Here is a 13,001-nt window from a genome sequence, read left to right as displayed (position 1 = left end):
TGCTCTCTGCGGTTTTGCTGCTCCAGCGGCCTCTGAACCAAGATGGTAGATTGTATAAAGAACCTGCTGATAACGATTATCAGCGCTTCGATATGTCTTTCTGACTTTTCGGTTATGACGTGGCCGAACACAACAAATGCCACATCCCATATTGTGTAGGAGTCAATCTTATGGCTACAAACCTTGCACTTGATCCTGACCTGCTCGAACGCGCCTTTAAAGTGAGTGGAGAAAAAACCAAGAAAGCGGCTGTCACTCGTGCATTACAGGAATTTATCGCTCGCCGCGAGCAGAACCGCTTGTCGGATCTCCTGGGCCAATTCGATTGGGATGAATCCTATGACTATAAAACAGAGCGTTCCCGCTTGTGAGCCTGCTTGTTGACACCAGCGTTTGGTCGCTTGCTCTTAGGCGCGACAATCCCTCTCAAGAGTTGCCTGAACTTGGCGTGTTGCGCGAAGCAGTCAAGGGCGCTGACATCATCGTTACAACCGGTCTGATCCTTCAAGAATTGCTCCAAGGCTTTGTTGGCCCTAAAGCACGAGATCTCATCATCGGGCGTTTTGAAACGCTGCCTACTCTAATGCCTGACCTCCAGGATCACATCGCGGCGGCCGATCTCAGGAACAAATGTCGGCGCGCTGGAGTACAGCTTGGAACAATTGATGCGCTGATTGCTCAACTTTGTATCCGCTACGATATGATCTTGCTGACAACGGACAACGACTTTCACCATGCCGCTAAGCACATTGCTTTGTCAGTGTGGAGCAATCACGGTCAGGCTTAACGCTCGTTGGGGCTTACTGTAGGGCATCACGCATGACAGTCCTTTCCTAACCACACTCACGCCCGCAAATAACCCCACGAGTGCAGCCGGTCGCTATCTTCCTCGTTCCACCGATCGCCGATATCCTCGCGGAAATACATGTTCGGAATCATCACGTTTTTAACCCGATTGTAGACTTGGCGCTGGGCTTGTTTCATGGTCGGGCCGATGCCGCAGACGATTAGCGCCACCCCTGAGGTGCCGGTCACCAGCCATTCCTCGTTCAACAGCTTTACGTCCTCAATGTGAATGCCCTCGCGCGAGGGCGTCTTGAACAGAATCACCGCATCCTTGGAACTGCTCTCGAAAGTCTCCTTATCCTTGAACGGGAAGGGCGGCACGACGATGCGCACCCCGACCTGAAAACCGCTGCGGGCGCGAAAACGGGTGATGGAGCCTTCCGCGAGCTTGTAGAGCAATTCCGAAATCGGCAGCAGCACGCCTTCCTGCTGGATCGAAATCGTTGGATAGCCGAACCGTGAAGTGAACTCCAACGGATAAATCCCGTTGCTGTTGACGATGCAGTTGATGTCGATGTAACCGACGAAGCGCTCGCGCCGCAGTTTCGGTTCCATCTTTTTCAGGGTGGCGTTGAAAATTTTGTTCGGTTCGCTCCAGAACATCGCGGTACCCATTTCTCCGGTCGATGGGCCGATGTCGCCGGGAAACAGCTTTTTGTGCTCAAAGTTGACGCAGATCGGATAAACGAATTCGGTGCCGTTAAAAAAGGCCCCGGTGGCGACTTCCACCCCCATGATCCGCCGCTGGAGCTGAAATTCCTTGATCTTGTCCGCCCAGGCGCGCTTGTAGTCGCCCAATACTTGAACCACGTCGCGGCCGTCCTCCTCCTCGCCCACAAACAGCAGCCGCTTGTAGTTCTGCGCCTCGCCGCTGGGTTTGATGACGTAGCGGGTCGGGTTGGCCTTGACGTAGGCGATGGCGTCATCAAAGGCGGTGAAATTCTCTTGCGGGATGATGGTGACGCCGGCCGCGCGCAACTCTTGTTGGCCGAAGGCCCGATCGTCCTCCAACCGGTCGGTGTACGCCGTGCCGCCGACCACCAACTTTCCGTTGCGGCGCAATTCCTCGGCCAGGCTGCCCATGCCGAGCACGTCATCGAACACGATGACATCGGCCCAATCGATTTCCCGCCGCCAGTCGTCGGTCTTAGGCACGAAGCCGTCGGCAATTTCCCGCTCGTCGGAATTTTGGATGTAATACTTGACCTCGTGGCCTTCCTTGATCGTCTGCCAGGCGATGTCTCCGATCAGACTATCCCAGGACACAAAGAGAAAACGCTTGTCAGGCATGAGAACCCCATTGTTCGATCAATATGAAAAGTGGCGGGCTGGAACGGCTGCCGGCGGCTCAACAAGATAGTTTCGCGCGCGCGGATAGCAAGCGTTTTCTTCAAGCTGTCATGAGATATTCACAGTCTATCCGGCTCTTTCTGGCCCGACGCGATAGGTTGAGCGGATTCGTTCGGGTTAGAATCGCGCCTTCGTTTTTTCGACTCCGCTGCAAATGACTTCGCACCAACCGCGAGCGACAGGTCGTCACCCATGAATGACATACTCGAAAACAAGACCTTCGATGAAATCCAAATAGGGGATCAAGCCAGCCTGACGCGGGTGCTGGATCAGGAGGGAATCCAAGCCTTGGCGAGCATGACCGGCGATTTCAATTTGATCGATCTGGATCCCGGTCAAGCGGATACCTCCATGTTCCGCCAAGGGGGCGGACAAACGGGCTGGACGGCGCTGTTGTTCGCCGCGCTGGCGGATACTCGCCTGCCGGGCTTGGGGTCGGTGGTGCGGCGCATCGAGGTTCGCTTGCATCGTCCGGTCGCTATCGGCATGGCGATTACCGCCCGCGCCACGGTCAAGGAAAAACGGCCCGCAACCGGCGTCATCGTGCTGGAATGCACGGCGGTCGATCCGACCAAGGAGACAGTCGCCAGCGGCTCGGCTGAAGTCCTGGCCCCAACAGAAAAAATGCGCTATGAAACCAAGGAATTGCCAAAAGTACAGTTGCTGCACGAAGATCGGTTCGGGGAGCTGCTGGAAACTTGCGAAAGGTTGCCAGCGCTGGCTTGCGCGGTCGTCCACCCATGCAGCGCCGATGCGCTGCGCGGCGCCATTGAGGCGGCCGAACAAAATTTGATTGTGCCGATCCTGATCGGCCCGGAGGCGAAGATCCGCGCGATTGCCGCGCAAGAGCAGCTCGAACTCACGCCTTACCGGCTGGTCCCGGCCGAGCACAGCCACCATTCCGCCGAGCTGGCGGTGGCGATGGTGCAGTCCGGTGAAGCGCAAACCTTGATGAAAGGCAGCCTGCACACCGATGAACTGCTGGCCGCAGTGGTCAAAAAAGACGGCGGCCTGCGCACCGAGCGGCGGATCAGCCATTGCTTTCTGCTATCGGTGCCGACCTTCAGCCGCTGGATCATCATTACTGACGCCGCCATCAACATTGCGCCGAGCCTCGAAGAAAAGCGCGACATCATCCAAAACGCCATCGAACTGGCGCAGGCCATCAGCATCGCGGTGCCGAAAGTTGCGATTCTGTCGGCGGTGGAGACCGTGACCAACAAGATTCCTTCCACCCTGGAAGCCGGCGCGCTGTGCAAGATGGCGGATCGCGGCCAAATCACCGGCGGCGTGCTGGACGGGCCGCTGGCGTTCGACAATGCGATTGACGAACAGGCGGCGCGCACCAAGGGCATCCACTCGCCGGTCGCCGGCAAGGCGGATATTCTAGTGGTGCCCAATCTGGAAGCCGGCAATATGTTGGCCAAGCAATTGACTTTCATGGCCGATGCCGAGGCGGCCGGGATCGTGCTCGGCGCTCGCGTGCCGATTGTGCTGACCAGCCGCGCCGATAGCGCCCGCGCCCGGCTGGCGTCCTGCGCGGTCGCCGTACTGTTCGCCGAGGCGCTGCGTCAAGGCGCGGCCTTTCGGAAAGTGGCCGGTTAGAACAAAACGACTGCCAGACCGCTCATTTCCACCTTATCGAGACCAAACCCGTCATGGCCAAGCTGAATACGCCGTATTACCTGATCGACGAAAGCAAGTTGCTGAAGAATATGGAGATTATTCAGCAGGTGCGCGCGGCTTCGGGGGCGAAATCGGTACTGGCGCTGAAGTGCTTTTCCACCTGGGGCGTGTTCGATCTGATGCGACAGTATCTGGACGGCACCACCAGCAGTTCGCTGTATGAAGCGCGGCTCGGCTACGAGAAGTTCGGCAAGGAAGTTCATGCCTACAGCGTCGGTTTTTCCGAGAAAGAAGTTAAAGCGGTGAAAAAGTTCGCCAATAAGGTGATCTTCAATTCGCTGTCGCAACTGAAGCGTTATTATCCGCTGGTCAGCGAAAAACGGTTGGGTCTGCGCCTCAATCCCGGAACCAGTTACTCACATTTCGATCTGGCCGATCCCGCCAGAAAATATTCGCGGTTGGGCGTGATCGATAAAGACGAGATCATGAAATTTGCGCCGGTGTTGAGCGGGGTGATGTTCCATTTCAATTGCGAGAACGATAATTATAAGAATCTTGCCACGGCTATCGACTCTATCGGCAAAAGCTACGGGTCGTTGTTGGAAAAACTGGATTGGGTCAGTTTTGGCGGTGGTATTTATTTCACCAAAGCGGGTTATCCGCTGGATGAGTTCTGCCAGAAGCTAAAAGAATTCGCCGAGAAATTCGGGGTGCAGGTCTATTTGGAACCGGGCGAGGCGGCGGTTACGCAATGCGCGGAGCTGGTCACGACCGTCTTGGATGTCGTCCACAACGAAATCGACATCGCCATCGTCGATGCCTCGGTGGAAGCGCACATGCTGGATCATTTGATCTACCGCACCAACCCCCGGATCGCCGCGCCCGAGCCGGGGCGTTACCGGGTGATGATCGCCGGCCGCACCTGCCTGGCCGGTGACGTGTTCGGAGAATACAAGCTGAAGACTAAATTGAAGGTTGGCGGCGAAGTCCGCATCGCCGACGCCGCCGGTTACACCATGGTCAAGAAAAACTGGTTCAACGGCTTGGCGATGCCGTCCATCGCGGTGCGTCGGCTGGATGGAACGGTCGAACTACTCCGAAAATTTCGTTATAAAGATTACAAGCGCAGCCTGTCCTGAATGAGGAGTCATGATCGGATGAAAAAGAACGTGCTGATTATCGGGGCGGGTGGGGTCGCCCATGTGGCCGCGCACAAAGCCGCGATGAATAACGACGTGCTGGGCGATATCTGTATTGCGTCGCGCACCGTGGCGAAATGCGACGGCATTATCGAAAGCGTCAAACGCAAAGGGCACATCCAGAATCCCGCATACAAACTGTATTCGCGCCAGATCGACGCGCTCGATATTCCGGCGACGGTGAAATTGATTAAGGACACCCATTCGCAAATCGTCATCAATCTCGGCCAGGCGTTTTTGAATATGTCGATCTTGGAAGCGTGCCTGGAGACGGGGGCGGCTTATATCGACACGGCGATTCACGAGGAGCCGGACAAGGTGTGTGAAAATCCGCCCTGGTACGCCAATTACGAATGGAAGCGCAAGGATCGCTGCGCCGAAAAAGGGCTGACCGCCATTCTCGGCGCGGGCTTCGATCCGGGCGTGGTCAATGCGTATTGCGCGCTGGCGGTGAAGCGTTATTTCGACCAGATCGACACCATCGACATTTTGGATGTCAACGCCGGTAGTCACGGCAAATATTTCGCCACCAATTTCGATCCCGAAATCAATTTCCGCGAATTCATCAAAGTCTGGACGTGGATCGACCGCCAGTGGAAGGAATATCCCACCCATTCGGTCAAGCGGGTTTATGATTTCCCCGTGGTCGGCCCGTGCCCGATTTATCTGAACGGACACGATGAATTGCATTCGCTGTCCAAGAACATCGACGCCAACAGCATCCGGTTCTGGATGGGTTTTGGCGATCATTACATCAACGTCTTTACCGTGCTGCGCACCCTGGGCTTTTTGTCGCATCTGCCGGTGACGCTGGCCACGGGTCAGGACGTGGTGCCGCTGAAAGTGGTCAAGGCGTTGCTGCCCGACCCGCAAACCCTCGCGCCGGGCTATACCGGCAAGACCTGCATCGGCGATTTCGTCAAGGGCCGGAAAGACGGTAAAGCGCGGGAAGTGTTGATTTATCAGGTCTCGGATCACAAAAAGTGCTACGAGGAAGTCGAATCGCAGGGCATCAGCTACACGGCGGGGGTGCCGCCAGTCGCGGCCGCCATGCTGGTGGCGCGGGGCGATTGGGATGCCAAGACCATGGTGAACGTCGAGGAACTCGACCCGGAACCGTTCCTCGCCATCCTCGATAACATCGGCTTGCCGACCGAGATCAAGGAGATCCAACCCGGCGGTAAGGATTCCTTCAACGGCACGGTGCGGGATTTGGCGACGGAACTGGCGGAATCGACCGCGACGGTCACGGTGTCGGCGGCCGATCCGATGATCGCGGTGCGCAAGCCCGCGGCCAAAAGCTGAGAGGGTTCGAACGTGCGCATCGAACACATCGCGCTGTGGACGACCGATCTGGAACGGTGCAAGCAATTCTATGTCTCTTACTTTGGCGCTGTCGCCGGGGCGGGTTATGTCAATTCCGCCAAAGGCTTCGAATCGTGTTTTCTCAGCTTTACCGACGGCGCTCGCATCGAGGTCATGAAGACGACGGCGCTCGCGCCGGTGGCCATCGAGCCGGGGGTCCAACGGATGGGCCTGACCCATATCGCGCTCGCCGTGGGTTCGGAGCAACAGGTCGATGCACTGACGCAGAGGCTCAAAAACGACGGTTTCCCGGTTCTCGATGGCCCGCGCCATACCGGAGATGGGTACTATGAAAGCGTGATTCTTGACCCTGACGGCAATCGGGTTGAGATCACGGCCTAGGGAAACAGTCTTGCCGCGCATATTGCCAGATCGCCGGGTTTATATCTCGGCCGTTGCAAACATGCGAGTCTTTCTTTAATTAATTTGGAGTCGCCATGAAACGTTTAAACACTGTCGCCGTTTTATTAGCCAGCGCCTTGTTGAGCGGCGCCGCACTCGTTCGAGCACAAAGCGCTGATCCCCACGCTGGACATTCCATGCCGGCTCCGGCCACAACCGAAGCTAGCGCCGTTAAAGCCGCTCCTTCCACCGCCGCTTACGAGGCGGCCAATAGCAAGATGCATCAAGGCATGGCCATCACTTATACGGGCAATGCCGACCGCGATTTTCTGGCGGGCATGATCCCGCACCATCAAGGGGCCATCGACATGGCGGAAGTGGTGCTCCAGCACGGTAAAGATCCGAAGGTGCGCAAACTGGCCCAAGGGATCATCAAGGCGCAAAAACACGAAATCCAGCAAATGCAAGCTTGGCTGAAAGCGATGGATAGCAAAAACAAATAAATTGGTTTAAGCGCCGCCGTAGGCGCCGGTCGCCAGCGGTAAGACCAGGAGCCATCGTGGAAGTAAGAGCCTGTAATCGCGAAGATATTCCGGAGGTCTGCGCGATTTACAACTACTACATCACGAATACGACCATCACGTTCGAGGAAGAACCTCTGTCGGAACGTGAGATGGCCACAAGAGTAAACACGTACCAGCAGCGCTACCCGTGGCTGGTGTGCCGCGGGCAAGGTGCCGTCGTCGGCTATGCCTACGCAACGAAATGGAAAGAGCGCGCGGCGTACCGGCATACGGCTGAGGCTACTATCTACCTCAAGGAAGGCCTGGCGGGTAGAGGTTTTGGCAAAGCTCTCTACGCGGTATTGCTGGAGGAACTGGCCAAGCAAAATTGCCATGCGGTCTTGGGCTGCATCGCGCTCCCGAACGAGAGCAGCGTCAGGCTGCATGAACGTTTTGGCTTCAAGAAGGTTGCCCACTTTCCAGAGGTCGGCCGCAAGTTCGGCCGCTGGCTCGATGTGGGGTACTGGCAGCTTCAGTTGCCTGCTTCACCCACTCGCTAAGGGCCATCAAACCAATCGATTGCGGAACAACCAGCCGGCCAACGGCAAGGTGATGGCGGTGATCGCCAACAGCGGCGCGAAATCGGGCGCGACCGTCGCCAGTCCCACCCCTTCCAGATAGACCCGCTGCACCAGATCGATGGCGAAGCGCAGCGGGTTGGCGTAGGTGACGATTTGCAAAATGTCCGGCATGTTGCGCACCGGCGTCGCCAGCCCCGACAGCAGCATCATCGGCATGATCAGCACGAAGGTATACAGCATCGCCTGCTGCATGTTGGCCGACAGCGCGGAAACCGATAGCCCGATGCCGACGCTGGCGGTGGTGAACAACAGCAGGCCGAGATAGAGCGTGGCCAGCGAACCGGCCAGCGGCACCTTGAACCAGAACAGGGTGATCAGCAACACCAGGGTCGATTGGGCCAACCCGACCAGGATCGGCGCTATCGCCTTGCCGATCATGATCACCGGCAACGACAGCGGCGTCACCAGCAACTGATCGAAGGTGCCTTGCTCCCGCTCGCGCGCCACCGACAAGGCGGTCAGCAACAGCGTTTGCACCATGCTGAGCGCCGCGATCATGCCCGGCATCATGTTCCAGCGGGTTTCCAGATTGGGATTGAACCAGGCGCGGGTTTCGACGGTGAGCGGCGGGCCGGCCAAGCCTTGTTTGGCGCGCCGTTCGGCGTTGTAACGGTCGATGACCGCATTGACATAGGTCGCCGCCGAACCGGCGGTATTCGAATTGCGGGCGTCGATCAGCAGTTGGATGCTAACCGGTTCGCCCGCCGTGAGCTGTTGCTCGAAACGCGGCCCGATCTTCACCGCCAGCAGCGCCCGCTGAGTGTCGATCATCGCCGCGATGTCCCGTTGTCGGTCCGGGGTGGCCACCCGCTGGAACACCCCCGTACCGTCGAGTTTGGCGATCAATTCGGCCGAGGCGGCGTCGCGGCTTCGATCGGACAGGACATAAGGAATATGGCTCAGATCGAAGGTGGCCGCATAACCGAACAACAGGCTTTGCATGATGATCGGCGCGACCAGGATCACCCGGCTCGACGGGTCTTTCAGAATCGCCAGCAGCTCCTTGCGACACAGGATGAGAACGCGGTGCAAAAAATCGAACATGTCGCGCCTCGCTCCTTCAATCCAGCCGCTTGCGGGTGACGAAGCGCGCCAGCCCCAGCAACAGCACCGCATAACCCGCCAGAATCGCGCAATCTCGGACGATCAACGGCCAGACGTTGCCGGCCAGAAACAGCGTGCGCAACAGTTCCATGTAATACGTGGCCGGCAGGATATGGCCGATCACGTTGATTGCGACCGGCACATTGCGCAAGTCGTACAGGAATCCCGACAGCATCAACGACGGCAAAAAAGTGCTGATGAGGGCGATTTGGCTGGCGATGAACTGATTCTTGGTGACGGAGGAAATCACCAGGCCGATGCCGAGCGAAACCAGCATATACAGCACCGAACTGAGCAATAACAAGGGCAGGGAACCCTGCACCGGCACCTCGAACAGGAAACGGGCGGCCAGCAGGCACAGCGCCAGCCCGATCATGCCCACCATGAAATAGGGAACGATCTTGGCGATCAGGATTTCGGTGGGCCGCACCGGGGTCACGAACAAGGCTTCGAGCGTGCCGCGCTCCCATTCCCGCGCCATCACCAGCGCGGTGAGAAAAGCGCCGATCAAGGTCATGACCAGCACGATCAGTCCCGGCACCAGATACCAGGTGCTGGTGTTGGCGGCGTTGAACCACAGCCGCTGATCGACCCGCACCGGCCCGCCGGCGGAATCGGCGTTGCCGGCGCGGTCGGTCTGGCGTTGCGCCCATTGCAGGATCGCCCCGGTCGCGTAGGATTGGATGATGCGGGCGCGGGCCGCTTCCGTGCCGTGCACGATCAATTGCAGGCGGGCGTCGCCCTCGGCCAGCCGCCGCGAAAAATCGTTAGGCACGCGGACGATGCCATCCACGCGGCGTTCGCGCATCAACCGCTCCGCCTCGGGCATCGAGCCGAGCAGCACCGGCGCCAGATAGGGCGACAGTTGCAGCCCCGTCACGATGTCGGCGGCGGTGGGAGACGGGTCTTCCAACACCACCGCCAGCGGCGCGTGGCGCACGTCCATCGACAGGCCGTAGCCAAACAGCAAAATCAGGATCATCGGCAACACCACGCCGATGGCCAGATTGCTCTTGTCGCGCAGCAACTGGCGGATTTCCTTGCGGGTCAATGCGAGCAGGCGCGACCAGAATCCCGTGTCGCGCCGCTCGGCCCGCAGTGGCGCGTTCATGCCGCGATTTCCCGCTGCGGGGTCGGTCGGTCTCGACGGCGCGCTTGCTCGACGATGCTGATAAATGCTTGTTCCATATCCAGCCGTCGTTCCGGCGAATCGCCCGCCTGAGCGCGCACGGCCTGCGGCGTTCCCAGAGCCAGCACCTTGCCGGCGTCCTGAATCACGATCCGGTCGCAATATTCCGCTTCTTCCATGAAGTGCGTGGTGATGACGACCGTGGTGCCGCTGGCGGCCAGGGCGGTGATGCGCCGCCAGAACTCGCGTCGCGCCAGCGGATCGGCCCCGCTGGTCGGTTCATCCAAAAACAGGATTTCCGGCTGGTGCAGCAGCGCCGCCGCCATCGCCAGCCGCTGTTTGAAACCGCCCGGCAACTGGCCGCTGGGGGTATGGTCATGACCCGTCAGATGAAACTGGCGCTGCACTTCCCGCAGCCGTTCACGCAACTGTTGGCCGCGCAAGCCGTAAGCGCCGCCGAAGAATTCGAGATTTTCCCGCACCGTCAAATTGCCGTAGAGGGCAAATTTTTGCGAGACATAGCCGATTTGCCGCCGTGCCTCGGCGCGGGCGTGGCGCAGATCGACGCCCGCCACGTGCAGAAAACCGCTGGTGGCGGGCAACAAGCCGCATAACATCCGAAAAGTGGTGGTTTTGCCCGCGCCGTTGGGGCCGAGCAAGCCGAAAATCTCGCCCCGCCGCACCGAAAAGCTGGTGCTGGCGACAGCGGTGAAATCGCCAAATTTACGCACCAGATCGCGCACTTCGATCACCACCTCGGCGGCGGTTTGCGGTGCGGCCTGATCGGATGCCCTCGTTGACGGATGGGCGAACTGTGCGGTGGGCGGATCGAGTGGCGGAACGGCCGTCGTGCCGCTCTCTTCCCGCTCCTGCTGCTGGCGCAGCAGCACCATAAAACCGTCTTCCAGCCGCGCCGGGATCGGCTGAGGTTGCTGGCCGTGCAGCAGGTCGGCCAGCGCCGTAACACTCTCCGCGGAGCGCCGGATGAAGCGCACCTCGCCGCCTTGCGGCACGGCGTCGATGGTGTCATCCCGCGCATCGAGCAGAGCGGCTTGCAGGCGACGGGCCGGCCAGCCGGGGGGAGGAGCGACCAGAAAAGTTTGCCCCCGCGCGTGGGCGCGAATCGTCTCCGGCGCGCCTTGGGCCAGCAAACGACCTTCATTGAGCACGAATACCTGCGCGCAGCGGTCGGCTTCATCCAGATAAGCGGTGCTGAGGATAACGCTGAGTTTTTCGCCATCGACCAGTTGCCGGACGATTTCCCACAGCTCGCGCCGCGACAGCGGATCGACGCCCACGGTCGGTTCGTCCAGCAACAGCAAATCGGGCGAGCGCACCAGCGTGCAAGCCAGCCCCAGCTTTTGCTTCATCCCGCCCGACAGTTGGCCGGCCGGACGCGCGGTGAAGCGGCCGAGGTCGGTCATGGCCAACAGCCGTGGGTAACGCTCGCGCCGGGCCGCTTTCGACACGCCGTGCAGGTCGGCGTAGAGATCGAGATTTTCCTGTACGCTCAAATCGTCGTAGAGGCCGAAGCGTTGCGGCATGTAGCTGATCCGGTTCTGGATGGCTTGCGGGTCGGCCCGCGCGTCGATGCCCAGCACCCGCAATTCGCCCTCATCGGCGCGCAGTAGGCCGGCGGCCAAGCGGAGCAGGGTGGTCTTGCCGGCGCCGTCCGGCCCGACCAGCGCCGCCAGCGACCCGGACGGGATTTGCAGCGTCACCCCGTCCAGCGCCTGGAGGGTCCGCCGCGCTTCCTTGACCGCAAAGCGCTTGCGCAACCCGCGCCCTTCCAGCGCCAGCACGGCGTCATTCCTCAACGGGCGGGCAGTGCGGAGTTGGCCGAACCGGCGGCTTGATCCAACGGTATCCGCACCGTCGCCGGCATCCCCAGCCGCAAGCGATCCGTCGCATCCTCGACCAGAATCCGCACCTCATAGACCAGGCTGGTGCGCAATTCCTCGGTCTGCACCGTCTTGGGGGTAAATTCGGCCACCGAGGAGATATACCCCACGCGGCCTGGCAGCGCCGCGGCGGGATGGCTGTCGGTGGTCACGCCGGCGGCCATGCCGGGGCGGATGCGCCCCAAATCCGGTTCGGTGACGTAGGCCCGCACCCATTTGGGCGCGGTGATGGCCAGCGTGAACACCGGCCGTTGCGGCGAAGCCATCTCGCCCGGTTCCAGCAGGCGAGCGCGCACCACCGCCGCGATGGGCGCTTTGAGCGTGGTTTCCTGAAGCTGGTAGTCGGTCGAGGCCAGCTCGGCTCGCGCGCCCGCCAGTTGCGCCCGCGCCTGGGCGATTTCCTCCTTACGCGGCCCAGCGACCAGTAACTGGCGGGCCTTACGGGCGCTTTCCAACTGCGCTTGCGCCACTTTCCGCCGGGTTTGCGCGGTGTCCAGATCCTGTTGGCTGATCGGCGCGGCGGTCTGGCGGATCGCTTGCAAGCGTTCGAACTGCTTGCGCGCCAGTTCTGTTTCCGCTTGGGCGGAAACGACGGCCGCTTCGGCGCGCTCGATCTCCTCCGGTCGGCTGCCGGCTTCCAGCAGCGCCAGTGCCTGCTGTTGGGCTTCGAGCTTGGCCTTGATCTGCGCGGCGCGCAGTTCGATAGCGCGGCTGTCGAGCCGGCCCAACACCTGACCGGCCCCAACGCGGTCGCCTTCCTGCGCGTTCAGTGCGACGATGCGGTCGCTGCCGTTGAAAGCCAGCGAAACCTGGCGGATATCGACGTTGCCGTACAGAACCAAAGTATCAAGGGCGACCGTCGGTGAATGGAAGTAGCGCCAGGCGGCGAACCCTCCCGCGACCGCCAGCAGCAAAACCGCCAAGGCAACGAGTTTCTTGAGCATGACGCTAGTTTATAAAATTCAAATTTCAATTTCAATTCAAATTGAAATTGA

At 59.9% G+C, this 13,001-nt stretch carries 13 protein-coding genes; 8 read left to right on the top strand and 5 right to left on the bottom strand.

Annotated features, from left to right (window positions below):
* The first annotated feature begins 170 nt into the window (after window positions 1-170).
* Together IPK09_11100 and IPK09_11095 are read left to right on the top strand one after the other, a co-directional pair.
* On the top strand, window positions 171-371 hold the full coding sequence (locus tag IPK09_11100; GenBank protein ID MBK7984162.1) for a type II toxin-antitoxin system VapB family antitoxin: 201 nt from the start codon (window positions 171-173) through the stop codon (window positions 369-371).
* A complete protein-coding gene (locus tag IPK09_11095) occupies window positions 368-787 on the top strand; it encodes a PIN domain-containing protein (GenBank protein ID MBK7984161.1) in 420 nt (139 codons plus the stop codon). The genes IPK09_11100 and IPK09_11095 overlap by 4 nt, the downstream gene beginning before the upstream one ends.
* A 56-nt stretch (window positions 788-843) precedes the next feature.
* Here the strand turns inward: IPK09_11095 and IPK09_11090 are convergent, their stop codons facing one another.
* Complete coding sequence (locus IPK09_11090) at window positions 844-2,136, bottom strand: phosphoribosylamine--glycine ligase (protein MBK7984160.1); 1,293 nt, start codon at window positions 2,134-2,136, stop codon at window positions 844-846.
* Between the two features lie 252 nt (window positions 2,137-2,388).
* Between IPK09_11090 and IPK09_11085 the strand changes: the two genes are divergently transcribed.
* The 6 genes from IPK09_11085 (at window position 2,389) to IPK09_11060 (ending at window position 7,791) form a co-directional block, all read left to right on the top strand.
* A complete protein-coding gene (locus tag IPK09_11085; protein MBK7984159.1) occupies window positions 2,389-3,801 on the top strand; it encodes a bifunctional enoyl-CoA hydratase/phosphate acetyltransferase in 1,413 nt (470 codons plus the stop codon).
* 53 nt (window positions 3,802-3,854) lie between these two features.
* The gene (gene nspC / locus IPK09_11080; GenBank protein ID MBK7984158.1) at window positions 3,855-4,961 is read left to right on the top strand and encodes a carboxynorspermidine decarboxylase; all 1,107 of its coding nucleotides are present in this window, start codon (window positions 3,855-3,857) and stop codon (window positions 4,959-4,961) included.
* Window positions 4,962-4,979: 18 nt separating this feature from the next.
* On the top strand, window positions 4,980-6,326 hold the full coding sequence (locus IPK09_11075) for a saccharopine dehydrogenase family protein (GenBank protein ID MBK7984157.1): 1,347 nt from the start codon (window positions 4,980-4,982) through the stop codon (window positions 6,324-6,326).
* A gap of 12 nt (window positions 6,327-6,338) precedes the next feature.
* The gene (locus IPK09_11070) at window positions 6,339-6,728 is read left to right on the top strand and encodes a VOC family protein (protein MBK7984156.1); all 390 of its coding nucleotides are present in this window, start codon (window positions 6,339-6,341) and stop codon (window positions 6,726-6,728) included.
* Window positions 6,729-6,823: 95 nt separating this feature from the next.
* Window positions 6,824-7,231 (top strand): DUF305 domain-containing protein, encoded by a 408-nt coding sequence (locus IPK09_11065; protein ID MBK7984155.1) that lies wholly within the window; start codon window positions 6,824-6,826, stop codon window positions 7,229-7,231.
* Window positions 7,232-7,287: 56 nt separating this feature from the next.
* Complete coding sequence (locus tag IPK09_11060) at window positions 7,288-7,791, top strand: N-acetyltransferase (protein ID MBK7984154.1); 504 nt, start codon at window positions 7,288-7,290, stop codon at window positions 7,789-7,791.
* 6 nt (window positions 7,792-7,797) lie between these two features.
* Here IPK09_11060 and IPK09_11055 read toward each other — a convergent pair whose 3' ends face one another.
* The 4 genes from IPK09_11055 to IPK09_11040 are packed head-to-tail and all read right to left on the bottom strand — an operon-like array spanning window position 7,798 to window position 12,950.
* The gene (locus tag IPK09_11055; protein MBK7984153.1) at window positions 7,798-8,916 is read right to left on the bottom strand and encodes an ABC transporter permease; all 1,119 of its coding nucleotides are present in this window, start codon (window positions 8,914-8,916) and stop codon (window positions 7,798-7,800) included.
* Window positions 8,917-8,932: 16 nt separating this feature from the next.
* Complete coding sequence (locus IPK09_11050) at window positions 8,933-10,087, bottom strand: ABC transporter permease (protein ID MBK7984152.1); 1,155 nt, start codon at window positions 10,085-10,087, stop codon at window positions 8,933-8,935.
* On the bottom strand, window positions 10,084-11,922 hold the full coding sequence (locus IPK09_11045) for an ABC transporter ATP-binding protein (GenBank protein MBK7984151.1): 1,839 nt from the start codon (window positions 11,920-11,922) through the stop codon (window positions 10,084-10,086). The genes IPK09_11050 and IPK09_11045 overlap by 4 nt, the downstream gene beginning before the upstream one ends.
* Window positions 11,919-12,950: an HlyD family efflux transporter periplasmic adaptor subunit gene (locus IPK09_11040; protein MBK7984150.1), complete on the bottom strand. Its 1,032-nt coding sequence runs from the start codon at window positions 12,948-12,950 to the stop codon at window positions 11,919-11,921. Before IPK09_11040 ends, IPK09_11045 begins: the two co-directional genes overlap by 4 nt.
* Window positions 12,951-13,001 lie beyond the last annotated feature (51 nt).

Source organism: Candidatus Competibacteraceae bacterium (assembly GCA_016713505.1).
Classification (GTDB): domain Bacteria; phylum Pseudomonadota; class Gammaproteobacteria; order Competibacterales; family Competibacteraceae; genus Competibacter_A.
Note: the sequence above shows the minus strand (reverse complement) of the source record. Positions and strands in the feature narration are given on the sequence as shown.